We start from the raw sequence: 25,659 nt of genomic DNA, 5'->3' as shown, positions 1-25,659 counted from the left end.
ATAGCGCTACACCGTGAAGTTTCAAGGTTTACCGGAGGCCCGCGGATCCTGGTCAGCGGCCACGCCGGTCAAGCCGACGCTGGCCAGGCTGCCGTCGACCGCCTGTTGCACGGCAGCGAGCGTCCCGCCGCTGCGGCTCTGACGCTTGTCAAAGCTTCGACCCTGGTCATGACTGAATAAAAGTTCACCACTCTGGCTGGCCAACAGCAGGCCGCCGTCGCGCAGTTCGACGGCGCTCGCCAGTGTCGACTCGATACCGGTATCAAGGCGGCGCCAAGTGTTGCCACGGTCACCGGACCACCAGGCGTTGCCGCGCAAGCCATAGACCACCAAGGCCCCGTCGCGGGTGCCGAGCAGGCCGAAAAAGCTGCCCTCGTAAGGTGACTTCAAGGCCTGGAATGACTGCCCGGCGTCGGTCGAGCGCAACAGCAAACCGCGCTCCCCCACCAACCACAGATCGTTGCCCAAGGCGCGGATGCCATACAGGTTCAAGCCCTGCGGATTGTCCACATGCCGCATCCACGGCTGCCAGCTTCGCCCGCCGTCGTCGGTACGGAAGATCTGGTTGTAGGCGCCCACGACGTAGCCGTGCAGGCGGTCACTGAAGTACAGGTCGAGAAACGGCTTATCCGGTCCGTCATCGAGCATGCGCCGTGCCTGCGCCAAGTGGCTGGCACCGTCGGGTTGATTGACATCGCGCTCAGCGAACTGCACCGCCGAGGCGATGGCACGCTGACCGTCGAGTTGCTTCTGCCAGGTTTCCCCGCCGTCCCGGGTGTGCAGCACCACGCCCAGATGACCGACCGCCCAGCCCTGCTCGGCATCGACGAATTGCACCGCCGTCAGGCTGACGCTGACCGGCACCTTGGCCTGGCGCCAGGTGACTCCTGCGTCATCGGAGAGCAGCACGATCCCGCGCTCACCGACCGCCACCAGACGCTCGCCGGCCCGGGCCAGCCCGAGCAACACCGAGCGCTGGGCCTTGGCGGTCGGCAATGCCGGCTGTTGCAGCACGGCCAATGTCGTGGCCTGTGCAACCAAGGGCAGGCTCATCAACAGGCTCCCCACCAAGACACAAACACCCCATAGCGGACTGCGGCGCGCAAAAAATTTTTCAACATTCATATCGTTATTCCGCCCGGAAAATCGTAAGCGACCGCGACGAACCGCCTCCTCGCCACGGCCGCCACTGGTTCAACGCATGTTTTCGTTGGCCATGGCATCCGGCGTGTAATAGGACGCCGAAGGTCTCGCGATCTTCTGGTACTGAACCGCCAGGTCATTGCTCGATGCGTTGAGGAAGTAGGCCCCGGTGTCGAGGTTGTAGCTGCCCCACATGACCTGTGCGGTGAGGGCCGGCATATCCGGCGCCAGCAGCGTCAGCGAATACATCTGCCGGCCGAGCTTGCCCTGAGCGTCATAACCGTCGGCCATCAAGATCTGCCAGGAGTCTTCATCGACGTAGTAGGTCCGACGCGGCACGACATGGCGCTTGCCGGATTTGAGCGTGGCCTCGACCACCCAGACCCGATGCTTCTCCCAACGCACCAGATCAGGATTGAGGAAGTTCGCTTTGACCAGATCGTCGCTCTTGGCCAGCGCGGCGCGGTTATTGTTGTAGCCGACGATCAGTTCTTTCTTGCCCACCAGCTTGAGGTCATAGCGATCGGTAGGCCCGAACAGCATGAACGCTTCGTCGAACAGGCCGACGCCGGAGGTCACGAAGTCCGGCGTGTCATAGGCAATGTTCGGTGCCCGGCGAACCCGGCGCTGGCCGACCAGATACTGCCAGGCCGCCCGATTGGCCGGGTCCATGTCCCAATGGGTCATCAGGCCTTCGCCGGCCTTGGATGACGGCAACTCAGTCAACAGCTTGCCCACCTGGTACTTGCCCGCATAGTTTTCCAAGCTGCCGCCTTCGAAGTAGTAGGGAAACTGATAGGAGAACTGGGCCCGGGTCGCCTGGACTTTCTTGCCACCGGCGGTCATCAGCCAGGTATCGAAAGGCGCGCTGATGGTGTCGCCACCCTGCCAGGACAACCGGTAATTCCACAGCACTTGGGCACCGTTTTCCGGGATCGGGAACGGAATGCCGCCGTAGGCGTTGGAGACCTTCTCGCTGGCCACGTCCAGCGCGGCGCGGGTGGCGTTCTTGCTGGTGTTGTCATACACCCATTGCGGGGCGGCGGCCGAGCGATGGGTCGGGTACACGTCCAGGCGATAGTCCGGGTATTTCTTCAACAGCAGCTTGGTCCCTTCGGCCAATTCGCTGGCGTACTGCTCCATGTTCGAAGCTTTGATCGAATACAGCGGTTTCTCGCCGGCGAATGGATCGGGACGCTTGTCACCCGGTTTATAGCCGGGCGTGACCTGGGTATAACCGCCCTGCCAAGCCGGGATACTGCCATCGGCATTGCCGGCACGCTCGCCACCCAGGGGGGTCAGATCGGTTTTCAAGCGTGCGGCCTGTTCAGGCGACACCGCCGCCTGCGCCAGCCCCATGCCAGCAAGGGCCAGGGTCAGGACGCAGGTGTTCAGGAATGTTGTGTTCTGCATGGCGAATCCACCTTATTAGAATGAGGTTTTCACGTAGAGCGAGACGAAGTCGCGGTCGGCCAACGACTGTCCGTAACTGAAATTGCCGTCCTCGCGCAGCCCGGCTTTCGGTGCTCCGAAGAAGTTCACGTAGTTGAGGCCGACATCCCAGCGTTGCAGATAGGTGGCTTTGAGCCCGACACTCCAGTCACCGGAATGGGTGTTGCCGAAGCCGGATTTGTTGACCGCCGATGAGCGCCCGTCGAGCACTATCCCCATGCCAATCGGCACGGTCAGGTCGATTCCGTCGACAATCTGGAAGTACGCCGGCTCGATCAATACCCGCAGCGCCGTGGCATCGCGGGTGGTGTTGGAGTCCAGCGCGGCAGCGTTCTTGGTCACACTCAGGGTGCGGTTCCAAGCCAGTTCAGCCAGGGCCGAGCCGCCGTCCCAGAACGCGGTGGGCGATAACAGGTAGATGGCCGACAGGTTGGCGTGGGCGGTCTTGCCCCTGGCGAACAACTCATTGTCGCCACCATCGGCCGCCATGCCGGGGGTCACTACTTGCAGATTGCTCACCAGCGGCGCGTTCCAGCGCAGCGACGTTTCACCGGCAAAGTTGAACGGGCCGTAGGCGGTGGAGAAGCTGACGCCGGCGGTCTTGATGTCTTCGGCGTAGACCTGACGATAGGAACCCAGGATCGGCAAGCCAGTGGCCGCAGACGCCGGACCGTCCAGGTAGGCGTACAACCCGATCGGCGCTTTATCGTGATACTGGGCCGCGTAGAAACCCAGCTCCAGCTCGGTGCCGGTGGGTTTGTAGCGGATCTGCATGCCGCCCTGCCCCGAGTTGCGCGGTTTAAGATCACCGCCATTCACCGTGTCATTGCCGAACACTTCGCGCAGTGGGCCACTGCCGTAACCGATGGCATCGACGTCGCTCAGGTAGCTGCCGGCGCCGGGCAGATTGGAACGTTCCCACTCAAACTGATAGTAAGCACCCACCGACAGCTGCGGGTTGATCTGCAACTGCCCGGAGATCTGATTGACCGGGCGCAGGATCTCCTTGAACTGAGTCCCCGGCACGCTGAGCAATTTGACAACGTCGGTCGGGCCCTGGGCATTGGCAATGCCGTTGCCACCGTAGAACAGGCTTTCCCCGTAGATCAGGCTGTGTCGGCCCAGGCGTGCCACGCCCTGGGAGTCTTCACCGAGATCCCCGCGCAAGAACACGAAGGCATCGAGAATTTCCGCGTCGCGACCGTGAAGCTTGCGAGTTTCACTGAGGAAATTCGGTTGCTCGCTGCTATCGGTGTCCTGGTTGTAGATATCGTCGTACCAGGCTGCACCGCTCACGCGCAGACCATAGTTTTGCCGGCTCAAGTCCATTTCGGAAAACAGGTCCAGGCGGTTGGAGACCAGGCCACGGCTGAAATTCTTGTCGCCCTGGCTCTGGATCGAGGGGTACAGGCCGTTGGCGGTTGGCGCATTGACCAAGCGGCTGTCCTGTCCCTGCAGGCGCCAGGCCTGGCTGTACTTGATGGTGTTGTCCCAGCGCAGTTTCCAGTCGGAGTCACCCAGGTCCATTTGCATGGCCTGGACCCTTTCGACCATCACACCGGTGCTGCATAACGCCAGGAACAGGGCGCAATGCTTGAAACCAAAGCAATCTTTGAGGTTATCCATGGACGCTTCTCATTATTGTTATTTTTTGGCATGGCTTTGCAGCCAACACGCTCAGGTAGCGGCTTGCACCGCGTTCTACGGCTGCGCATTCAGATGTAGGTGGAGGCCAATCCACCATCGACCGGCAGGTTGACGCCGTTGATCCAGCGCGACTCGTCGGCACACAGGAAAGCGATCACCGCCGCCACCTCATCGGCGTAAGCGGGACGTTTCATGCGATGGGCATCGGCCTGGGTCCGGGCCTCGCCGAGCATGCTCACGAAGTCGTCGAGGATGGGCGTGAACACCGGGCCCGGGGCGACACTGTTCATGCGCACCGAATGCTCAAGAAACCAGGGTTGGGCCTGCAGATAGGTCCAGACGATCAAGGCTTCCTTGAAGTACTGGTAGCAGGTCTGGTCCGGCACCCGGTGGTCGGCCAGCCAGGCTTGCGCGGCGGCAAAATCTTCGATGCGCGCCAGCGCCTTGTGCTGTTCCAGGCGCAACGGCCATTCGGCGCCGAGGATCGAGGCGATATTGACGATGCTGCCGCCCGCGTTGATGCGCGGCAGCAGCGCACGGCTCAAGTGGCGCAACCCAAGGTAGTTGACCCGCGCCAGCAGTTGCGGGTTGGCGGTGCCCGGCACCCCGGCGATGTTGCACAGGCTGTCGAGCCGTGCGGGTAGCTGCGGCAGCAACCGTTCGATGTTTTCGGCGCTGCTCAAATCGCCCTGCACAAAACCGTCCAGGGTCATGTGCGGCGCCTTGAGGTCCACGCCAATCACTTGGGCGCCATGGGCGCGCAGCAGGCTCGCCGTGGCAGCACCAATGCCTGATGAGACACCGGTCACCAGCACAATCTTGTTGTCGAGTTTCATGTTGAGTCCTCTTATTATTTTTGTGTACTCGCAGGGCCCTCAGCTCATCGGGCCCTGTAAACCTGCCGGTCAGAACGGGTAGACCGGCGCCTGATCCTTGACCGTCACCCACTGCCATTGCGTGTATTCGTCCCAGTCCGCCGGGCCACCGACGCTGCCGCCATTGCCCGAGGCGCCGCGCCCGCCGAACGGGTTGATGCACTCATCGGCGACGGTCTGGTCATTGATGTGCAACATGCCGCACTGCAATCGCTCACCGATGGCCATGGCCCGACCCACCGACGGCGAAATGATCGCCGCCGCCAAACCGTACTCGGTGCGGTTGGCCAACTCGACGGCCTCATCATCGGTGGCGAAGCTGACCACCGTTGCCACGGGTCCGAACACCTCCTCATCGAAGGCCCGCATGCCGGGTTTCACGCCGCTGAGCACCGTGGCCTGATAGAACAGCCGATCGTGCTCGCCACCTGCCTCCAGTCTAGCCCCGGCGCGCACGGAGTCGCTGACGATGTCGTGCACCCGTTTCAGCTGGCGCTGATTGATCAGCGGCCCCAACGCAGCTTCGCCCTGGGCGGCGTTGCCGACGGTCAAGGCCTGGGCTTTTTCCACCAGTTTGCGGGTCAGTTCTTCGGCGATGGATTCATGGGCGAGGATCAACCCGGTGGCCATGCAGATCTGCCCTTGATGCAGCCAGGCGCCCCAGGCCGCGTTGCGGGCGGCGAGGTCGAGGTTGGCGTCTTCAAGAATGATCAGTGGGTTCTTGCCGCCCAACTCCAGCGCGACCTTCTTCAGGTTGCGCCCGGCGACTTCAGCGACCTTGCGACCGGCGCCGGTGGAACCGGTAAAGGCGATCATGCGTACGTTCGGGTCGCGGCACAGCGCCTCACCGGCATCCGCCGCGCCGGGCAACACTTGCAACAAGCCCTTGGGCAGCCCCGCTACCTCGAACAACCGAGCGATGAGGAAACCGCCGCTCACCGGGGTCTGCGGATCCGGCTTGAGCACCACCGCATTGCCCGCCGCCAGGGCTGGCGCAACGGAGCGCATGGACAGCACCAGGGGAAAGTTGAAGGGCGAAATCACCCCGACCACGCCATGGGGCTGGCGCCGCGCATAGGACAGGCGCCCCGCCTCGCTGGGCAGGACCACCCCATGGGCCTGGGACAGCAGGCCGGCGGCCTGGTGCAGCAGCACGATGGCTTCGCGCACTTCATGCTGGCCCTTGAACAGCGCGGCGCCGGTCTCCCGGGCCACGTACAGCGCCAGTTCGTCGAAGGACTGCTCAGCCACGTCAGCGGCCTTGCGGAAGATCGCCGCGCGTTGCCGCGGGCCCAGCGCCGCCCACCCCGGCTGCGCCACGGCGGCGTCGCGGCTGGCCTTGGCGATGTCGGCAGAGTCGGCCGTGGCACAGCGCATCAGCCGCTCACCGGTGGCCGGTTCAATGATCGATTGCAGCGGACCCGACGCAGGCACCCAGTCACCGTTGAAGACACATTCCGACTCGATCACCTGGGACAACAGGTGGCTTTTGGATGCAGACATTTAACACTCCCGGCTCTTTGTTGTTGTCATCGTTTGCCGCACCTGGAAGGTATCGACGCAAACGCCGTACTCGTGCTTGAGCAAGCGCTGTGCCGGTTTTGCCTGCGGGCCTTGATAAACCTGGCGCAGGGCTCTGGATCAATGCTCTGCATCGAGTGCAAGACTGATGACGCATCTGCCGACGTGGCCGTTGGCCAGCTGCCGCTTGTTCATTTGATAAAGTTATGCTTAATAACTATCTCGCCAGATGATCATTTCGATCACCCGCCATCAGGGGCATAACAATGAATAATCCCCACTGCCAGTTGCCGGATCACCGGATCGCCACCGAGCATTTCCGTCCACGGGGTGACAGCAACGAGCTGACCGACAGCAGTTCGCCCACGACGGCAGAACTCACCGCGTGCCTGTTTTTCTCCCCCGACGACGGCCGTATCTGGCTCAACGACCAGCGCATGTTGCTGCTGCACAGTTCATCCTTCGGTGCGTTGCGCCGGGAAATCATCGAACGCCAGGGGCTGGAACAGGCCCGTGGCATGCTCACCCGCACCGGCTATTCCTCCGGTGCCCGCGATGCCCGGCTGATTCGCGAACGCTGGCCCCACGCCGATGCCGCGGCGGTGTTTCGCGCCGGCACGCATCTGCACACCCTTGAAGGCATGACCAAGGTCGAGCCGCTGCATTTCAAGTTCGATGCCGACTCCGGGTTCTATGAGGGGGAGTTTCTCTGGCATCACTCCTGTGAGGCCGACGAGCATGTCGCCGCCTATGGCACCGGTCAGGATCCGGTGTGCTGGACCGAACTGGGCTACGCCATCGGTTTTGTCAGCGGATTGTTCGGGCAACTGGTGATCTTCCGCGAAGTGGAATGCCGAGGCATGGGGCATGAACGCTGCCGTGTCGTCGGCAAGACCGCCGAGCAATGGGGCGATGTCGAGCAGGACCTCAATTACCTCAACGCCTCACCGCCAGCGGTCGTCGCGCGCACCGACAGCCAGTCCGACAGTGTTGCCGGAACCGCCCCGCTGCCGGACAGCGAACAGCCGCTGATCGGTGCCAGCGCCGCCTTCAACGCCGCGACCCAGGCCTTGCAACGGGTGGCCTTGACCCCCGCCACCGTGCTGGTCAGCGGCGAATCCGGCGTCGGCAAAGAGATGTTCGCCCGCCAACTGCACCAGCTGAGTCGCCGACGTGATGGTCCGTTCATCGCCCTCAACTGCGCGGCCATCCCCGACAACCTGATCGAGGCGGAACTGTTTGGCGTCGAACGCGGTGCCTATACCGGGGCCACCCATTCACGCCCCGGGCGTTTCGAGCGCGCCCATGGCGGCACGTTGTTTTTGGACGAGATCACCTGCCTGAGCCTGGCCGGGCAAAGCAAGTTGCTGCGCGCCTTGCAGGAACGGGAAATCGAACGGGTCGGTGGCGGCCACGGCATCAAGGTCGATGTGCGGGTCGTCGCGGCCACCAACATCGACCTGCGCAAGGCCGTGGCGGACGGCGCGTTTCGTGAAGACCTGTTCTACCGGCTCAACGTCTACCCCATCGCCCTGCCGCCCTTGCGCGAGCGCCGCGATGACATACCGCTGCTGATCAATGCCTTTCTCAAGCGCTTTTGCCAGGAATACGGCCGCACCCCGATGGGCCTGACCATGCGCGCCTTGAAGGTCCTGCTGCGCTATGACTTTCCGGGCAACGTGCGGGAATTGCAGAACCTCATCGAGCGCGGCCTGATCGCCAGCGAAGAAGGCCAGGCGATTGACCTGGTCCACCTGTTTCGCAATGAACAACTGCCGGTGGACGCGTATTCCGTGGACCTGCACGGCGGTCTCTCACCGATGGGCCTGGCCGCCAACGACGCAGCGGAAAAACCGGCCCTGCTCCAGTCCCTCAGCCAACTGGACTCGGACTTCTCCATTGACGGCCTGGAGTCACGGCTGATCAACGAAGCCCTGCAACTGAGCAGCGGCAACCTGGCAGCGGCCGCACGCTCATTGGGGCTGAGCCGGGCACAATTCGCCTATCGGTTGAAGAAGCATCAACGGGGTGTCCCGGACTAATCCCGAACCTGGGGGCCACCACAAATCCCCTGTGGGAGCGAGCTTGCTCGCGATGGCGGTGGATCAGCTGACATTGATGTTGGCTGTGCTGACGCCATCGCGAGCAGGCTCGCTCCCACACTGGTTTCTGGGTGACTGCAAGGTCTGTGTCCGACACAAATCCCCCTGTGGGAGCGAGCCTGCTCGCGATGGCGGTGGATCGTGCTCGTCGCTGGCTGTCCCGTCGAGGCCTCGGCGGGCTCACATGACCGTCTCCATCAAACAGGGGAAAAAGCGCCCCGCCGGTACTCGCTGGGGGTCTGGTTCATCTCTATCCGAAAATGCCGGTTGAAGTTGGACAAGTTGTTGTAGCCCACTTCAAAACAGATGTCGGTCACCGGCATCTCGCTCTGCAACAGCAAGCGACAGGCACGCTGGACCCGCAGCTTGCGCATCAGGTCAATGAAGCCGTGCCCGGTGATGCGCTTGAAGAACCGCGAGAAGCCCGGCTCGCTCATGTCCAATTGGCGGGCGATCACCGACAGGCGCAGGTCGCCGGTGAGTTCGGCTTGCAGGTATTCGAAGGCTTTATGGATGCGCTCGGAGCTGCGCGCATCGAGGGTCGGCGCGTAGCAAGGGCTTGCCAGGCTCAAGACCTCGTCGCCAGGGGCTTGGTTGAGGGTGTGCAGCAGTTCCAGGAACAGCGCCAACCGCGCCAGTCCCTGGGCCGGGCCGATGGCTTCCAGCAGGTACGCGGCCTGCCGCGCGGTGTTGCCGTCGAAGGCCAGGCCGCGGCGGGCGCGTTCGAACAGGCCCTGCAGATCGCCCAGTTCGGGCAGGGTTCGGCGCAAGGTCAGCAGCGTCGCACCATCGAATTGCAAGACCACGTCACGCCCGGGCAGGTGCTCGCCCGGCGCCAGGTCGCCCATCCAGTCGTGGGGCAAGTCCGGGCCAATCATCGCCACATGGCCAGGGCCAAACGGGCCGATGTAGTCGCCCGCCAACAGTTTGCCGCTGCCCTGGCGGATCAGGTGGATTTCAAATTCAGGGTGATGGTTCCAGCGCGCCATCGGGTACGGGTAGTCATGCTCGTACCAGCGAAAACTGTGTTCGGGCTCAGGCAGGATGACTTCCAGTTCAGCGGGTCGCTGCTCGAACAGGGGCGTTCGGTGATCAGGCATGTCGCGCCTCTTTTATCGTTATAGCGGGCACCTTACGCCGAGTGCGCAGCGCTTCGCCAGCCTCGGTCTGACCGGCCACTGATACTTTTTTAACCCGCACCTGCCGCACTCAAGGGCGTTAAAAAAGTACCAGCACACGATCCTCCCTGCGTTTGTCGGCCTCCACGGGCGCTGCTGTAATCGGCCTGCCATTGGCGACGAACCGCTCAGCCCGACGCCACGGCCCCCACAACAATAATAATTCTGCGCCCAGGCGCAGCTCTGGAGAAGCTCATGAAAACAGTGCCCAAGGCGCTTGTCATGTTCGCGGAATTGTCGTTTGCCCTGGCCGGACAGGCCACCGAGACCCTCACCATCGCTACGGTGAACAACGCCGACATGATCCGCATGCAAAAACTCTCGAAAACCTTCGAGAACGAGCACCCGGACATCACGTTGAACTGGGTGGTACTCGAAGAAAATGTCCTGCGCCAGCGCCTGACCACCGACATCGCAACCCAGGGCGGGCAGTTCGACGTGCTGACCATTGGCACCTACGAAACCCCGCTGAGGGGGGCCAAGCACTGGCTCGAGCCGATGACCCACCTGCCTGCCGAGTATGACCTGGAGGACATCTCCCTGCCGTTCGCCAAGGCCTCTCGGTCAACGACACGCTTTACGCCCTGCCCTTTTACGGCGAAAGCACCGTCACCTATTACCGCACGGACCTGTTCAAACAGGCCGGCCTGAGCATGCCCGAGACCCGGCCCATCCCACCGCAGAACCGGTGCCGTACGTGGGCATCCAGTACGTGACGGTTCCAGAGTTCCAAGCCATCGGTACCTCCGTCGGCAAGCTGTTTACCGCCGCCATCACCGGACAGATCACGGTGGAACAGGCATTGGCCTCGGCGCAATCGAGTACCGAGCGGGAGATGAAGCGGGCCGGGTATCCAAAGCAATAACGATTGGCACCGGCCCCGTGGCTAGAAGGTTTACCCCTCTGTGGGAGCAAAGCTTGCTCGCGATACAGGCACCTCGATTTCTGAGAGACCGCATTGGCTTCATCGCGGGCAAGCCTTGCTCCCACAGGACTTTTTTTGTACTTCGAAAAGGACAACCCCATGAAACGACTGGAAGGAAAAAGTGCCCTGGTGACCGGTGCCGCCCGTGGTATCGGCAGGACGTTCGCCCAGGCCTATCTCAACGAGGGCGCCACAGTGGCGATCGCCGATATCGACCTGGAGCGGGCCCAGGCCACCGCAGCCGAACTGGGCGATAGCGCCTACGCGGTCAAAATGGAGGTGACGGACCAGGCTTCGATCGACCAGGCCATCGCGGCCGTGGTGGCACGGGTGGGCAAGCTGGATATCCTGATCAACAACGCCGCGCTGTTCGACCTGGCGCCCATCGTGGAAATCACCCGCCAGAGCTACGAGCGGCTGTTTTCCATCAACGTCGCCGGCACGCTGTTCACCCTGCAAGCGGCGGCGCGGCAGATGATCCGCCAGGGCCATGGCGGCCGGATCATCAACATGGCCAGCCAGGCCGGTCGGCGTGGCGAAGCGCTGGTCGGCGTCTATTGCGCCACCAAGGCAGCCGTGATCAGCCTCACCCAGTCCGCCGGGCTGGATTTGATCAAGCATCGGATCAACGTCAACGCCATCGCCCCCGGCGTGGTGGATGGCGAGCATTGGGACGGTGTGGACGCGCTGTTCGCCCGCCACGAAAACCTGCCGCTGGGGGAAAAGAAGCGCCAGGTCGGGCTGCAGGTGCCCTATGGCCGGATGGGCACCGCGGAGGACCTCACCGGCATGGCGATTTTCCTGGCCTCGGCGGAGAGCGAATACGTGGTGGCGCAGACGTATAACGTCGATGGCGGTAACTGGATGAGCTAATAATCTGGTTTTTTATGGCCTTGAAACGACGGAAATGGACTTATTCGCTTGAAAATTGATCCCACTACTGAGGATTGTCCCGAACGGTACCCGACGGTGCCGTTCCAAGGGATTTCAAGAGAGCGTGAATACCGTTGCCCCAGCGGGGCAAAAATTGCGCATCATAGGCGCCGTCCGCTCAAGGGAGATTTACATGCGTGCCATTTCATCCGTCGTGGGTCTTGTTGTGCTGTCGCTGGGCCTGGTGTTCTCCACCAGTGCCGCGGCCACCGAAGAGACGCAACTGGTCGAGTCCATCAATCTTTACCGCAGCCAGTCCCAAAGCTGTGCCGGCCAGGCTTCGCTGGAGTTGCCACCGCTGGCGATGGATTCCCGGCTGATCCTGTCGGCCAATGGCATCGGCGACCTGCAGCAGGCGCTGGCGCGGGCGGCCTATCCAATGGTCAATGTGCAGGCCATCAGCCTGTCCGGGCCGCGCGATGCGCAATCGGCCATGAAAGCCGTCCAGGAAAGCTTCTGCCAGGTAGTACTCGACCCGCAGTTCGTCGACATCGGCGTCAGCCGCCTGGACCGCGAATGGCGCATCGTGCTCGCGCGCCCACTGTTGTCGGCGCGCCTGGGTGATTGGCAAGCCGAGGGCCAGAAGCTGCTGAAGCTGATCAACAGTGCCCGCACCCAGCCGCGTCGCTGTGGCACCGAAACCTTCGCCGCCACCACTCCGCTGGCCTGGAACGCCACCTTGGCCCTGGCCGCTGTGACCCACACACGGGCCATGGCCAACAACAATTTCTTCGACCACAAGGACCGCGACAACCGCATGCCGGGCGACCGCGCCGAACTGGCCGGCTATCTGGGCCAGTTGATCGGCGAGAACATCGCCGCCGGACAGGACACCGCGCTCAAGGTGGTGGACGGCTGGCTGGCCAGCCCGGGGCACTGCGCCAACCTGATGAACCCGCAGTTCCGCGAATTGGGCGCCGGGTACGCGACCGATCCGAAAAGCGATGCCGGGATCTATTGGACGGCGATGTTTGGCACTCAATAGCGCGATAGCCATTGCCCGATCAACCTCAGTGGCTGACATCGTCCTTGTGCAGCACCTGCCGCAAATGCTGCATGAACTGGCTCAACGAAGGTGATTGGGCCAGCGGCTTGCGTTGCAACAGGCCGATCGAGCGCTTCGCCGGCTGGTCGATGGCGGTGACAGCGCACTGCTCACCGATGTTGAACACCGCCGTGCAGCTGGCCGGCAACAGAGAAAATCCCAAGCCTTCGCGCACCAGGGCCGTGGCCGTGCTCATGTGCGCCACTTCCCAGGCTGGCACAGGATCGACGTTCAAATAGCGCAACGCAGCGTCTGCCAGGGGCCGGATGCTGGTGTCAGGCGTGAGGGCAATATAGGGTTGCCGCTTCCAGTCGTCCTGGCCGTCACGCTGCGGCTCCTTGTGGCTCAGCAACACCAGATTGTCATCCAGCAGGCGCACAAAGCTCAGTCCGGACAGATCGTCAGGCAACGAACTGATGCCGGCGTCCACCTCTCCTCGCTGCACCCAGCCCATGATTTCCCCGGCGCGGCCGTCCAGCAAGCTCACCGTCACACCAGGGTTTTCACGCTGGAAAGCAGCAATGGCGATCGGCAGGAACGACGCGGCAGCGGTGGGCAAGGCTGCCAATCGGAGCGTGCCACGGCTCAGGCTCAGGGTGTCGCGAGCATCGCGCACGGCGTCGTTCATGTCCCGCAGCATGCGCCGGGCCTGGGGCAAGAAGTGCTCACCGGCGGGCGTCAGCTCGACGCTGCGGGTGTTACGCGCGAGCAACTGCAACCCCATGCTCTCTTCCAGTTTGCGGACGCTATAGCTCAGCGCTGGCTGGGACAGGTGCAACTGTTCGGCCGTGCGGGTAAAGCTCGAAGTCTCGGCAATAAGGATGAAGGCACGAAGCTGACGAAAAGAAACGTTCATGACCCACTCATAAAATTAATGAATCAATTGATTCTATATTTAAAATTCACAGAATAATCCAGTCTCTCCACTATGGGGCCACCCTTCAGTGCCACCCCTCAGTGGAAAGCGACATGACAAAAACAATTCTCGTCGGTTGCGGCGCCGGTTTTGCCAATGATCGACCCGATGCCGCCCTGCGCCTGGCCCAAGACCTGGCACAACGCAGCGGCCAGCGCTACATCATGCTGGAACTGCTGGCCGAACGGACCCTGGCCGAGGCGCAGCTACGCAAGCGCCTGGACCCGCAGGCGGGATACTCCGCGCGCCTGTTCGATTTCCTTGAGCCCATGCTGGATGTGTGCATCGAGGCCGGCATCCCGATCATTACCAACGGCGGCGCCGCCAATCCCAGGGCGGCCGCGCAACGACTGCGCCAGACGCTGGCGGGCCGCTTCCCTGCACTGAAAATCGCCTGCGTGCTGGGTGATGACCTGTTGGAAGAAACACCGCCCCGTTACGAACGCTGGTTGTCCTCAGGTCCCGAGGAGCACCCGGTTTCAGTGAACGTCTACACCGGGGCCGACGGTATCGCCCAGGCGTTGGCCGAGGGCGCTGGCATCGTGCTGTGTGGCCGGGTCGCGGATCCGTCGTTGGCCGTGGGGGCGATCCGCCATGGGTTGGGTTGGTCGGCCGACGATTGGCAGAAAATGGCCATCGCCACCACAGCCGGTCATCTGCTGGAGTGCTGCACCCAGGTCACCGGTGGCTATTTTGCTCATCCTGGGATGAAAGACGTTCCGGACCCGGCCAATCTCGGCTGCCCCATTGCCGAAATCCATCAGGATGGCCGCCTGATCATCGGCAAGACCCGCCACTGCGGCGGAAGGGTCAGCGAACAGACCGTCAAGGAACAACTCCTTTACGAAGTACACGACCCTCGACGCTATCTGACGCCGGATGTCGTGCTGGACCTGGGCCAGGCCCGTGTACAGGACTTGGGCGATGACCGTGTTGAAATCAGTGGCCTGCTGGGTCATCCGCGTCCCGACACGCTCAAGGGCTTGGCGGGTGTGCGCGGCCTCTGGTTCGGTGAGGCGGAAATATCCTACGCAGGCCCCGGCGCCGTGGCGCGTGCCGCTCTGGCGCGGGAAATCCTGCTGCAGCGCTTCGACCAGTTGGCACCCGGGGTCCAACCCTGGATCGACCTGTCCGGGATCGCCAGCCTCTTCAACGATCAGGGCGGCCGTTATCTGCAACAACAACTGGCCCAGGCGCCCGCCCTGGAGGATGTGCGCGTGCGGATCGGCCTGACTCACACCGATCGACGGCTGGTGGAGGCCCTGCTGGCAGAGGTCGAGTCGCTCTACACCAACGGGCCGGCGGGTGGCGGTGGCGTCCGCCGGCATCTCACCGAGACCGTGACCACCCGCAGTTTCCTGCTGCCGCGAGATGAAATCCATACAACCCTGGAGTGGTACTGATGAACCTGGTCACCCTCGCCGACTATGCCCATGCCCGTGCTGGCGACAAAGGCAACATTCTCAGCATCGCCCTGTTCCCCCACGATCCGGCCCACTATCCATGGCTGCTACGGGAATTGACCTGCGCCCGAGTGGCCGAGCAATTCGCGACACGACAGCCCTCCAAGGTGCATCGCTATGAACTGCCGAACCTGAATGCGCTGAATTTCGTGCTCGAGGACGCCCTGGAGGGCGGTGTGAACCGCAGTTGCGGTCTTGATCGTCACGGCAAGAGCCTGAGTTACCTGCTTCTGGCCTTGCGCCTGCCCGGACCGCAAGGCTGATCGACTCACCGCCCACGAACCTTCGACAACAATAAAAAGAGAGGCTGCAACATGATTACAACCCTGGGTTTCCTGATGATGCTCGCCATTATCGGATTGATATTGCTGCGCAGGATCAGTCCGGTGGTGGCGTTCACCACCCTTCCCGTGATCGTTTGCCTGTTGGCCGGCTTCAATCTCGGGCAGATCGGTGAATTCATCAAGGCCGGCCTGATCACGGTGGCCCCGACCGCAGCACTGTTTCTGTTTGCCATCCTGTTCTTCGGCATCATGCGTGACCGGGGATTGTTCGATCCCTTGGTCAATCTGCTGATCCGCAGCACGGGCGGCAAGCCCCTGGCCGTGGCACTGGTGACGGTATTGGTGACGTCAGTGGTCCATCTCGACGGCGTCGGCGCCGCCACGTTCTTGCTGACCATCCCGGCCCTGCTGCCCTTGTATAAACGCCTGAACATGAGCCCGGCGATGCTGTTGTGCCTGGTCGGCACCACGGCCGGCGTGATCAATATGGTCCCTTGGGGGGGCACGACTGCCCGCGCCGCCGCCGTGTCGGGGCTGGATGCCACCCAACTGTGGCTAGGCTTGCTGCCGGTGCAGATGGTGGGCCTGACGTGCATGCTCGTTGTCGCGACCGTATTGGGCTTGCGCGCCCAGCGTCGCCAACCGATGTCGCTGGGCGCGGCTGCAACGTGTGACATGGACAGCCTGCAACCCCAAGACCGTGAATTCGCCCTCTCCCCACGAGAACTGCGCTACTGGCTGAACGTGGCGCTGACCGGTGGGATCCTGGCGTGCCTGTTCACCGGCATTTTTCCCTTGTATGCCTGCTTCATGGTGGGACTGGGCATCGCCCTGCCCCTGAACTTCCCGTCCCTGGACGCCCAGGCCGAACGCCTCAAGGCCCATGCGGCCGATGCGCTGCAAATGGTCCTGGTGATGATGGCCGCCGCCGTCCTGCTGGGCGTGCTCTCCGGCGCGAAGATGTCCGATGGCATGGCATTGGCACTGATCGATATCATGCCAGCGGGCGCCGCCCAGTATCTGCATGTGATCGTCGGCTTCTTCGGCGTTCCGCTGGGGATGATCTTCTCACCGGACGCCTACTATTTCGCCCTGCTGCCGGTGATCAAGGACGTGGCCGCTGCCGCGGGTGTCCCCCTCGAGGCCGTGGCCCGGGCCATGCTGATCGGCGAGAACACCGGATTCTCCATCAGCCCAGTGGTGCCCAGCGTGTACCTGGCGCTGGCGTTGTCCGGCGTAGAGCTGCGCAAGCACATCGCCTATACGTTCTTCTGGGCCTGGGGCGTCAGCCTGGTGATGCTCGCCTTCGCCGTGATGACTGGAGCGGTACAGGTGTAATGCTCAAGGGCAAGCCTCAATGTGCATCGAAGATCAGTGATCGATGCACCCCCGAGCCCGCTCTCACCCCATCGCCAACAGCCAACGCAACCGAGCCGAACGGCATCGCCGCATCGCCACAGACAAATGCACCTGGGACGCTGGTTGCCCTCGTCATGGGGTCGGCCTGGATGAAAGCCCCGAGCGGGCCGTCTTCAAACGCGCAACCCAAGGACGCCGCGAGTGAACCGGCAACCTGGATACGCGGCAAGACAAACAGGCCGTCAAGGGCGATCACATGTCCGTCGGCCAGCACCACGTCGGCCCGTTCGCCTTCAATACGCTCGACACGTTCCGGCACCAGGGTTACGCCACGTCGTGCCAGGCTGTCCAGTTGCTCAAGGTCAGGCTCGAACACACCATTGGTGAAGAACGTCGTCGGGCCCCAGTCGGGCAGCATCAAGGCATGGTGGAGCGACATCGACGAGGTCGCCAACACCCCGATGGGGCCTTGTTCCAGCTCGTAGCCGTGGCAATACGGGCAATGGAATACGCTTTTCCCCCAGCGTTGCGCCAGCCCTTCCACGTCCGGCAACTCATCGATGACTCCGGTGGCCAACAATAGGCGCCGGGCACTGTAGCGTTGCCCGCCGAGGGTTTCCAAAGTGAAGCCACCCGCGTCCTGGCTGGCTTTGACCGCCGTGTTCGATACCCATTCCACCGTCGGATAGGCCATTAGCTGGCGACGGGCATCATCGGCAATGTCCCCAGGGGCCCGACCGTCCTGCCCGAGAAAACCATGGGAGCTGGCAGCGAACCGGTTGCGGCGCTGGCCGGCATCGATCACCAGCACGGTGCGGCGGGCACGGGCCAGTTGCAAGGCCGCGGACATACCGGCGTAGCTGCCGCCTGCGATGATGACGTCGTAGCGCATGATCATTCTCCAACGTGGTTTTGGTGGAATTGAAAAGTCTCGACACATCGTAAGTTCCTTGAAAAGCAACTGTCAACGATCTCGTAACTTTTGCAATTACAGGCGATACTTACGCCCGTCTCCGCCACAGAACGCTGCAACGCTCATGAGAACCGACACCCGTCTGTCCCGCATGCTCCACGTGCTGATCCACATGGATCGCCACCAACAATCCGCCACGTCCGACACCCTCGCGCAGATGCTGGGCACCAACCCGGTGGTGGTGCGCCGGACCATGGCGCTGCTCAAGGAGCAGGGTTATGTCACTTCGGAAAAAGGCCATCGCGGTGGCTGGAGCTTGAGCAAGCCGCTGTCGCAGATGACGTTGCTGGATATCCACCAGGCCTTGGACAGCACGTCGATCTTTGCCATCGGCCTGTCCACCGATCATCCGCAATGCTTGGTGGAACAAGCAGTGAATGCGGTGCTGACGGATGCGTTCGACGAGGCCCAGGCATTGCTGCTCAAGCGTTTGGGGGCAATTACCCTGGCGCAGTTGGCGGAGGATTTTGACGCGCGGTTTCGACAGGTTTACGCAGAGGACGGGGCTGACCTTTCGCAGGTGGGGCAGATCGGGCATTGATGTTGGTGGGTGTACCGCTATCGCGAGCAGGCCCCTCCCACAGTCAGATCGATGTACAGCCGCCAGAGACAGGTCGGCTGTCAGGCCGTCTTCGCGAGCAAGCTTTGCTCCCACAGATCTGATGGGTGTACGACCAAGAGAACCAGGTCGGCTACCAGGCCGCCTCGCTTTTGATCTTGATCTGGGGCGCCCCGTTAACCACGATGGCCGAACGCAGGCATTGTGCAGTGGGCACCTCGGCATGGATGCCGAGGTAGCCGCGCTGGGCCATGGATGGCCCTTCGCGGCGGCCCACGGAGCAATGCCTGCGTTCGGGCATGCCGAGCCTAAGCGAGGCACCGAGTGGTGGGGCAAAGCGTTTTTGGTTACTTTTGGCGCTCTTCCAAAAGTGACCCGCCGTCAGGGCGGAACCCTAAGCCGCCGTTACCGCAGCAAAGGATATGTACCCAATCCAATCCAATCCAACCCAATCCAACCCAACACCAACACCAAAGAAAACGGCGCCTTCCCCTCCCTCGGAAAAAGCGCCGTATCCTTAAGTGAACAGCATTACGCTCAATGCGCAGCGTTCTTGTACTTCACCAGACAGCGTCCGGCTTACAGCGCCATGTCAGCCGCTGGGTTGGCCTCAGGGGCTGCGCCCGGCTTGGCCGGTGCCACGTTAGCGCCTGGCTTGCCGATTGCCGGTGGCGGGTCCAGTTGCAGGACCTCGCTGGTGTACGCCCATTCCTGGGCAACACGCTCAGGGCTATCGTTGAGCTTGGTGCCGTAGCTTGGCACGATCTGGCGCAGTTTTTCCTGCCAGGCCGGGCTGGCAACCTTGTCCTTGAAGACCTTCTCAAGCACGGTCAGCATGATCGGTGCAGCGGTCGAAGCGCCTGGCGAGGCACCCAGCAGGCCGGCGATGCTGCCGTCCTGGGAGGCGACCACTTCGGTGCCGAGTTTCAGCACGCCGCCCTTCTCTTCGTCACGCTTGATGATCTGCACGCGCTGGCCAGCCTGCCACAGGCGCCAGTCTTCTTGCTTGGCCTCCGGGAAGTACTCTTTCAGGGCGTTGAAGCGATCTTCATCCGACAGCATCAGTTGACCGGCCAGGTACTCGACCAGTGGGTACTGTTCGATACCGACCTTGGTCATCGGCCACACGTTGTGGGTGGTGGTGCTGGTCAGCAGGTCAAAGTACGAACCGTTCTTCAGGAACTTGGTGGAGAAGGTTGCGAACGGGCCAAACAGGATCACGCGCTTGCCGTCGAGCACACGGGTGTCCAGGTGCGGAACCGACATCGGCGGTGCGCCCACCGAAGCCTTGCCGTAGGCCTTGGCCAGGTGCAGCTGGGCGACGGTCGGGTTTTCGGTGACCAGGAACGAACCACCCACCGGGAAACCTGCGTATTCACGCGCTTCCGGGATGTCGGACTTCTGCAGCAGGTGCAAGGCACCGCCGCCGGCGCCGATGAACACGAACTTGGCGTCGGTCTCGGTTTCGGTACCGTCTTTGAGGTTCTTGTACGAAACGCGCCAGGTGCCGTCTTCGTTGCGGGTGATCTCTTCCACTTCGCTGGACAGCTTGAGGGAGAAGTTCGGCTTGGTTTGCAGGTAAGCCGCGAACTGGCGGGTGATTTCGCCGAAGTTCACGTCGGTACCCAGTGGACTCCAGGTGGCCGCGACTTTCTGGCTCGGGTCACGCCCTTGCATCATCAGCGGAACCCACTTGCTGATCTGCTCGCGATCTTCGGAATACTGCATGCCGGCGAACAACGGGCTGGCCTGGAGGGCTTCGTAGCGCTTCTTCAGGAACGCGATGTTGTCATCACCCCATACGAAGCTCATGTGCGGCGTGGAGTTGATGAACGAACGCGGGTTCTTCAGCACACCGTTCTTGACCTGCCAGGACCAGAACTGACGGGAGATCTGGAAAGCTTCGTTGATTTCAACGGCCTTGACGATCTCGACCTTGCCGTTCTTGTCTTCCGGCGTGTAGTTCAGTTCGGCCAGCGCAGAGTGACCCGTACCGGCATTGTTCCAGCCGTTGGAGCTCTCTTCGGCAACACCGTCCAGGCGCTCGACCATTTCCATGGTCCAGCCCGGCTCCAGCTCATTGAGCCAGACGCCGAGTGTCGAGCTCATGATGCCCCCACCAATGAGCAAGACATCCACTTTTTTTGGCTCGGCGGCGTGCGTGGTCGCAAGACCCATCGCCATCGCCAGGCCCAGTAGCGCCGTGTGTGTTTTCTTCAACATGTGTGTATCCCTAGGATGAACGCCATTCCGCCCACCTGTCCTGGTCAAGGATAGACCACATCCGCGAGCGGCAACGCCAGCAGGATGGGTATCGAGACGGACTGGAGGATGGACCTACAGGGCCGAGCAATACGTCGGCCTCTCGTTTATGTCTCTCCGGCGCTGACTTCTTGTAGGTTTTGGCTTCAGCTGGGGTGAGGGCCGCTGCAAACGGTGTTCATCGGGCCTGGCGCGGCCGTGCCCGATTGTCGCAGCGAGGGGAGTTTACATAAGGAAATAAACAGATCGAAGCGTCTTTTTACATTCCGGGCAAAAACGCCGACCAAATGACGGCATTTTGCTGGCTCTCAGCTCCTACACAGCTCCTACAGAGTATCTACAGCACCAACCTATCCAAGCATCTGACTCAACACCGCCCGCAACTTGCCAGGCTTGACCGGTTTGTTGAGCAGCGGTGCATCCAGCTTGCGCAAGGCGCGGCGGCACTGGTCGCTGCGGTCGGCGGTGATGATCACGGCCGGGATCGCCTGGTGGAAATGCTCGCGCAGGTGCTTGACCACTTCACACCCCACAACCCCATGATCCAAGTGGAAATCCGCCAGGATCAACTCCGGCGCTCGCCCTTGCAGCACATCAAGGGCGCCCGCTTCGTCGGTGGCGGTCAAGACTTCGCAGCCCCACTGCCCCAACAGCGCCGCCATGCTTTGCAAGATGCTCAGTTCGTTGTCGATCACCAATAGACGGCGCCCCGGCAGCGGGTTGCCGGCGACCGCCTGCACCGGGACCTGGGACACGGGCAAGGGTTTTTCGCTGGACAGCGGCACCTCGATACTGAACACCGAGCCCCGTCCCGGCCGAGAGCGCACCTGGACCCGGTAACCGAGGATGTGGGCGATGCGTTCGACAATCGCCAACCCCAGGCCCACGCCTTTGCGATCCGCCGCCCGGCCAACGTCGAGCTGGTTGAACTCCAGGAAAATCGACTCCAGGCAATCGGCCGCGATGCCCCGCCCTGTGTCCCAGACCTCAATGCTCAACTGCCCTCCCCGGCGCCGGGCCGCCAGGAGAATACCGCCCTGAGCGGTGTAGCGGCAGGCATTGCTCAGCAGGTTGCGCAGGATACGGCTGATCAATCGCAGGTCGGTCAGCACCGCTTCATCGCCAAACCGCACCCGCAATTCCAACCCCGCGGCGCCGGCCACCGATTGAAACTCGGAAACCAGCGGCCCCAACAACTCATCCAGCCGATACGGTGCCAGGTCGGGCTTGACGGCGGCCTGGTCCAGCCGGGAAATGTCCAGCAGGTCGGTGAGCAGGTCCTCGGCCCCTTCGAGCGCCTGATGAGTGCGTTCGACCAACACATGCTCGGCGGCAGGCAATTGGCGTTCACGCAAGGTGGCGATCAGCAGGCGTGCCGCGTTGAGTGGCTGCAACAGGTCATGGCTGGCGGCGGCCAGGTATTTATCCTTGCTGCGGTTGGCGGCCTGGGCGACGTCACGGGCATCGCGCAATTGCTGTTCGACCAGCTCGCGCTGGGCAATCTGCTGCTGCAGGTTGTGGTTGGCTTCCAACAGCGCATCGGTGCGCTCGGCCACCCGCTGCTCCAGTTGGTCATTGAGCTGTTGCAGGTGTTGCCGGGCCTGTTCCAGCTCATCGAGGCGCGCCGCCAGTTCCGGGTAGTGACTCTTGCGCGTCGAGTGATTGCCCAGCCCCAGCAGCCCTTCCAGGGCTTTTTGCTGCTCGTCAGAGGGCTTCGCCATAGACGACCTCGACATCCCGCTGGCTCGACTCCCGAGGGTTGGTGAGGATGCATGGGTCGTGCATCGCATGTTGCGACAGGAACGGAATGTCCGAGGTGCTCACGCCATGCAGGCCCAGGGTCTCGTGGAAGCCGATGGTGCGCTTGAGGGCAATCAGGTGTTCCACCAGCCGAGTGCGGATCTGCCGGTGGTTGAGCCCCCGGCAGTCGATGCCCAGCGTCTCGGCAATCACCTTGAAACGCTCCGGCGCCGAGTTGTAGTTGAACGCCACCACATGCTCCACCAGCACCGCATTGCACAAGCCATGAGGCAAATCGAGGAAACCGCCCAGGCTGTGGGACATCGCGTGCACCGCGCCCAGGATCGCGTTGGAAAACGCAAGCCCGGCCTGCATGCTGCCCAGCATGATTTTTTCCCGCAGGGCGATGTCCGCCGGGTTGGCGATCATCTGCACCAGGTTGCCGTTGATCAGGCGCATCGCTTCCAGCGCATGGGGATCGGTCAGCGGGCCGTGACCGGTGGACACGAACGCCTCGATGGCATGCACCAGGGCGTCGATGCCGGTACAGGCCGACAGGAACGGGTCCATGCTCAGGGTGGTTTCCGGGTCGATCAACGATACGTCCGGCACCGCCGCCTTGCTGACGATGGAAAACTTCATGCGTTCTTGCTGGTTGGAAATGATCACGAACTGCGACACGTCAGCCGACGTCCCCGCCGTGGTGGGAATCAAGATCAGCGGCGGGCTGGGTACGTGCAGGGTGTCGACGCCTTCGAACTCGAGGATGTTGCGGCCGTGGGCAACGACAATGCCGATGCCTTTGCCGCAATCCATCGGGCTGCCACCGCCCACCGCGACGATGACATCGCAATGGTTTTCCCGGTAAAGGTCGGCACCGAGCATCACTTCCTCGACCCGCGGATTGGGCGAGACCGCGCTGTAGACGCAATAGTCGATGCCTTGGGCCTGGAGACTGGCTTCGACGTCAGCCACCCAACCGGCGGCGATGACCCCGGGATCGGTGACGATCAGCACCTTGCGTGCACCGAAGGTCTTGGCGTAGTTGCCGACATTGTGCCGACAACCGGCACCGAACATGATTTCAGGGGAAACGAACTTGCGCAGCGGGCTGAGGCTCATCTTTTCAGGTACGTGGCTCATCGGTAAGCCTGTTGTTATTGTCTTGGGATACCTTGAGCCTAAAGCATCCCACCGTGATTGCAATCAGACCAATGGGTAGCCCGGCCTGAACGCGTCAGGCCGGGCCGGCACTCATCGGTTGGCGAAGTACATCGTCACTTCAAAGCCAATACGCAGGTCGGTGTACGCGGGTTTAGTCCACATGGGTCTTTCCTCTTCTTGTACCGGGCGATTCCGGCAAGGTCATTAATGCACGCCACGCCTGGGGCTCGAATGCTACTTTCGAAGCGGTGGGTGGGGTGCGTTGGTAGCGATTCAGGAGAGCTACAAAACCCATTGTGAGGGCAAGGCTTACTGTGGGAGCAAAGCTTGCTCGCGATGAGTCGCCTCGGCCTGGCCGGAGACCGAGTTGCCTGTATCGCGGGCAAGCCTTGCTCCCTCAGCAAGCTCGCTCCCACAGGGTGTCGTGCTGTGTTATCGGGTTAGAAGAACCCCAGCGGATTGATGTCGTAGCTCACCAGCAGGTTCTTGGTCTGCTGATAGTGGTCGAGCATCATCTTGTGGGTTTCACGACCCACGCCAGACTTCTTGTAGCCACCAAACGCGGCGTGCGCCGGGTACAGGTGGTAGCAGTTGGTCCAGACGCGACCGGCCTTGATCGCCCGGCCCATGCGGTAGGCGCGGTTGATGTCGCGGGTCCAGAGGCCGGCGCCGAGGCCGAACTCGGTGTCGTTGGCGATCGCCAGGGCTTCGGCTTCGTCCTTGAAGGTGGTCACGCCCACTACCGGGCCGAAGATCTCTTCCTGGAACACGCGCATTTTGTTGTGGCCCTTGAGCAGGGTCGGCTGGATGTAATAACCACTCGACAAATCCCCCTCGAGTCGCTCGGCAGCACCGCCGGTGAGCAGCTCGGCGCCCTCTTGCTGGGCAATTTCAAGGTACGAGAGGATCTTGTCGAATTGCTGCTCGGACGCCTGGGCGCCGACCATGGTTTCGGTGTCCAGCGGGTTGCCACGCTTGATCTTGGCGATCTTTTTCATCACCTCGGCCATGAACGGCACGTAGATCGACTCTTGCACCAGGGCGCGAGATGGGCAGGTGCAGACTTCGCCCTGGTTGAAGAACGCCAGCACCAGGCCTTCGGCGGCTTTTTCGATGAAGGCCGGCTCGGCCTGCATGATGTCTTCGAAGAAGATGTTCGGCGACTTGCCGCCCAGTTCCACGGTGGACGGGATGATGTTCTCGGCGGCGCATTTCATGATGTGCGAGCCCACCGGGGTGGAACCGGTGAAGGCGATCTTGGCGATGCGCTTGCTGGTGGCCAGGGCTTCACCGGCTTCGCGACCGAAACCATGGACGATATTCAGCACGCCGGGCGGCAGCAGGTCGGCGACCAGCTCGATGAAGACCATGATCGACAGCGGCGTCTGTTCAGCCGGCTTGAGCACGATGCAGTTACCCGCAGCCAGGGCCGGGGCGAGTTTCCAGGCGGCCATCAGCAGCGGGAAGTTCCACGGGATGATCTGCCCGACCACGCCCAGCGGCTCGTGGAAATGATAGGCCGTGGTCAGTTCGTTGATCTCGGCCGCCCCACCCTCTTGGGCGCGGATGCAGCCGGCGAAATAACGGAAATGGTCGGCCGCCAGCGGCACGTCGGCATTGAGGGTTTCGCGCACGGCCTTGCCGTTGTCCCAGGTTTCGCTGACCGCGAGGATTTCCAGGTTCTGCTCGATACGGTCGGCGATTTTCAACAGCACCAGGGAACGGTCCTGCACCGAGGTCTTGCCCCAGGCATCGGCTGCGGCGTGGGCGGCATCCAGGGCCTTGTCAATGTCGGCGGCGCTGGAACGCGGGAATTCGGCAATGACTTCGCCATTGACCGGGGAGGTGTTGGTGAAGTATTCGCCGTTGACTGGCGCGACGAATTCGCCGCCGATGAAGTTGCCATAGCGCGGCTTGAAGGAAACGACGGCGCCTGGGGTTCCGGGTTGTGCGTAGATCATGATGGGGCCTCTGCCTGGTCGATGCCTGTCACGGGACAGGCGATAGGCCGATGGTAGAGAGCCCCGGCTGCCGGACGAATGCGTCGTTGGCAGGGGGGACTCTCGTTATTTGGTCGTAGATTTCAAGCATTGGGACGAGGATATTTGGCGAAACGTC

General features: G+C 62.3%; 22 protein-coding genes and 1 pseudogene. 9 read left to right on the top strand and 14 right to left on the bottom strand.

The window, feature by feature from the left end; all coding sequences use genetic code 11:
* Positions 1 to 21: 21 nt before the first annotated feature.
* From B0E42_RS23925 to B0E42_RS23905, 5 genes are all read right to left on the bottom strand, one after another.
* Positions 22 to 1,125: a YCF48-related protein gene (locus tag B0E42_RS23925; RefSeq protein WP_077507856.1), complete on the bottom strand. Its 1,104-nt coding sequence runs from the start codon at positions 1,123 to 1,125 to the stop codon at positions 22 to 24.
* Positions 1,126 to 1,194: 69 nt separating this feature from the next.
* Entirely contained in the window at positions 1,195 to 2,556 is a 1,362-nt protein-coding gene (locus B0E42_RS23920) for a DUF1329 domain-containing protein (RefSeq protein WP_053179774.1), read from the bottom strand.
* Between the two features lie 15 nt (positions 2,557 to 2,571).
* Positions 2,572 to 4,221, bottom strand: coding sequence for a DUF1302 domain-containing protein (locus B0E42_RS23915; protein WP_053188390.1), 1,650 nt, complete (start codon positions 4,219 to 4,221; stop codon positions 2,572 to 2,574).
* Positions 4,222 to 4,310: 89 nt separating this feature from the next.
* A complete protein-coding gene (locus B0E42_RS23910) occupies positions 4,311 to 5,078 on the bottom strand; it encodes a coniferyl-alcohol dehydrogenase (protein ID WP_018604029.1) in 768 nt (255 codons plus the stop codon).
* 69 nt (positions 5,079 to 5,147) lie between these two features.
* Positions 5,148 to 6,620 carry a benzaldehyde dehydrogenase gene (locus B0E42_RS23905; RefSeq protein ID WP_077507853.1) on the bottom strand — a complete coding sequence of 491 codons (1,473 nt, stop codon included), beginning with the start codon at positions 6,618 to 6,620 and terminating at the stop codon, positions 5,148 to 5,150.
* A 284-nt stretch (positions 6,621 to 6,904) separates the two neighbouring features.
* Here B0E42_RS23905 and B0E42_RS23900 point away from each other — a divergent pair, with 284 nt between their 5' ends.
* Complete coding sequence (locus tag B0E42_RS23900) at positions 6,905 to 8,680, top strand: sigma-54-dependent Fis family transcriptional regulator (RefSeq protein WP_024618520.1); 1,776 nt, start codon at positions 6,905 to 6,907, stop codon at positions 8,678 to 8,680.
* A 257-nt stretch (positions 8,681 to 8,937) separates the two neighbouring features.
* Here the strand turns inward: B0E42_RS23900 and B0E42_RS23895 are convergent, their stop codons facing one another.
* Complete coding sequence (locus tag B0E42_RS23895; protein ID WP_053179770.1) at positions 8,938 to 9,840, bottom strand: AraC family transcriptional regulator; 903 nt, start codon at positions 9,838 to 9,840, stop codon at positions 8,938 to 8,940.
* A 273-nt stretch (positions 9,841 to 10,113) separates the two neighbouring features.
* Here B0E42_RS23895 and B0E42_RS23890 point away from each other — a divergent pair.
* From B0E42_RS23890 to B0E42_RS23880, 4 genes and pseudogenes are all read left to right on the top strand, one after another.
* Positions 10,114 to 10,634, top strand: a pseudogene (locus tag B0E42_RS23890) (ABC transporter substrate-binding protein).
* Positions 10,616 to 10,783, top strand: coding sequence for a hypothetical protein (locus B0E42_RS31875; RefSeq protein ID WP_371915905.1), 168 nt, complete (start codon positions 10,616 to 10,618; stop codon positions 10,781 to 10,783). The pseudogene B0E42_RS23890 and the gene B0E42_RS31875 overlap by 19 nt, the downstream one beginning before the upstream one ends.
* Before the next feature lie 159 nt (positions 10,784 to 10,942).
* The gene (locus B0E42_RS23885) at positions 10,943 to 11,716 is read left to right on the top strand and encodes an L-iditol 2-dehydrogenase (protein WP_077507850.1); all 774 of its coding nucleotides are present in this window, start codon (positions 10,943 to 10,945) and stop codon (positions 11,714 to 11,716) included.
* Positions 11,717 to 11,909: 193 nt separating this feature from the next.
* A complete protein-coding gene (locus B0E42_RS23880) occupies positions 11,910 to 12,761 on the top strand; it encodes a CAP domain-containing protein (protein ID WP_018607705.1) in 852 nt (283 codons plus the stop codon).
* A gap of 25 nt (positions 12,762 to 12,786) precedes the next feature.
* Here the strand turns inward: B0E42_RS23880 and B0E42_RS23875 are convergent, their stop codons facing one another.
* Positions 12,787 to 13,677, bottom strand: a complete 891-nt coding sequence (locus B0E42_RS23875) for a LysR family transcriptional regulator (RefSeq protein ID WP_018607708.1) — start codon at positions 13,675 to 13,677, stop codon at positions 12,787 to 12,789.
* A gap of 113 nt (positions 13,678 to 13,790) precedes the next feature.
* Between B0E42_RS23875 and B0E42_RS23870 the strand changes: the two genes are divergently transcribed.
* The 3 genes from B0E42_RS23870 to B0E42_RS23860 are packed head-to-tail and all read left to right on the top strand — an operon-like array spanning position 13,791 to position 16,822.
* Positions 13,791 to 15,140, top strand: a complete 1,350-nt coding sequence (locus B0E42_RS23870) for an acyclic terpene utilization AtuA family protein (protein WP_077507848.1) — start codon at positions 13,791 to 13,793, stop codon at positions 15,138 to 15,140.
* Positions 15,140 to 15,463 (top strand): hypothetical protein, encoded by a 324-nt coding sequence (locus tag B0E42_RS23865; RefSeq protein WP_003201468.1) that lies wholly within the window; start codon positions 15,140 to 15,142, stop codon positions 15,461 to 15,463. Before B0E42_RS23870 ends, B0E42_RS23865 begins: the two co-directional genes overlap by 1 nt.
* 51 nt (positions 15,464 to 15,514) lie before the next feature.
* Entirely contained in the window at positions 15,515 to 16,822 is a 1,308-nt protein-coding gene (locus B0E42_RS23860) for a CitMHS family transporter (RefSeq protein WP_077507845.1), read from the top strand.
* 16 nt (positions 16,823 to 16,838) lie between these two features.
* On the opposite strand, the gene B0E42_RS23855 is transcribed toward B0E42_RS23860, so the two are convergent.
* Entirely contained in the window at positions 16,839 to 17,735 is an 897-nt protein-coding gene (locus tag B0E42_RS23855; RefSeq protein ID WP_053179762.1) for an NAD(P)/FAD-dependent oxidoreductase, read from the bottom strand.
* Between the two features lie 145 nt (positions 17,736 to 17,880).
* Between B0E42_RS23855 and B0E42_RS23850 the strand changes: the two genes are divergently transcribed.
* Positions 17,881 to 18,357 (top strand): Rrf2 family transcriptional regulator, encoded by a 477-nt coding sequence (locus B0E42_RS23850; RefSeq protein WP_018607716.1) that lies wholly within the window; start codon positions 17,881 to 17,883, stop codon positions 18,355 to 18,357.
* 151 nt (positions 18,358 to 18,508) lie between these two features.
* Here the strand turns inward: B0E42_RS23850 and B0E42_RS31210 are convergent, their stop codons facing one another.
* The 6 genes from B0E42_RS31210 to B0E42_RS23825 form a co-directional block, all read right to left on the bottom strand.
* Positions 18,509 to 18,652, bottom strand: coding sequence for a hypothetical protein (locus B0E42_RS31210; RefSeq protein WP_168188537.1), 144 nt, complete (start codon positions 18,650 to 18,652; stop codon positions 18,509 to 18,511).
* 302 nt (positions 18,653 to 18,954) lie between these two features.
* Complete coding sequence (mqo, locus tag B0E42_RS23845; RefSeq protein WP_077507842.1) at positions 18,955 to 20,598, bottom strand: malate dehydrogenase (quinone); 1,644 nt, start codon at positions 20,596 to 20,598, stop codon at positions 18,955 to 18,957.
* A gap of 389 nt (positions 20,599 to 20,987) precedes the next feature.
* Complete coding sequence (locus B0E42_RS23840) at positions 20,988 to 22,358, bottom strand: hybrid sensor histidine kinase/response regulator (protein ID WP_053179757.1); 1,371 nt, start codon at positions 22,356 to 22,358, stop codon at positions 20,988 to 20,990.
* Positions 22,342 to 23,499, bottom strand: coding sequence for an alcohol dehydrogenase-like regulatory protein ErcA (gene ercA, locus B0E42_RS23835; protein ID WP_095963606.1), 1,158 nt, complete (start codon positions 23,497 to 23,499; stop codon positions 22,342 to 22,344). The genes B0E42_RS23840 and ercA overlap by 17 nt, the downstream gene beginning before the upstream one ends.
* A 132-nt stretch (positions 23,500 to 23,631) precedes the next feature.
* Positions 23,632 to 23,703 carry a pyrroloquinoline quinone precursor peptide PqqA gene (gene pqqA, locus B0E42_RS23830; protein ID WP_003243383.1) on the bottom strand — a complete coding sequence of 24 codons (72 nt, stop codon included), beginning with the start codon at positions 23,701 to 23,703 and terminating at the stop codon, positions 23,632 to 23,634.
* A 278-nt stretch (positions 23,704 to 23,981) separates the two neighbouring features.
* On the bottom strand, positions 23,982 to 25,502 hold the full coding sequence (locus B0E42_RS23825) for an aldehyde dehydrogenase family protein (protein ID WP_018604060.1): 1,521 nt from the start codon (positions 25,500 to 25,502) through the stop codon (positions 23,982 to 23,984).
* Positions 25,503 to 25,659: the final 157 nt, after the last annotated feature.

Origin of the sequence: Pseudomonas sp. A25(2017) (assembly GCF_002001065.1) — a bacterium.
Classification (GTDB): domain Bacteria; phylum Pseudomonadota; class Gammaproteobacteria; order Pseudomonadales; family Pseudomonadaceae; genus Aquipseudomonas; species Aquipseudomonas kilonensis.
The sequence above is the reverse complement of the archived record's forward strand: the minus strand, read 5'-3'. Positions and strand labels throughout refer to the sequence as shown.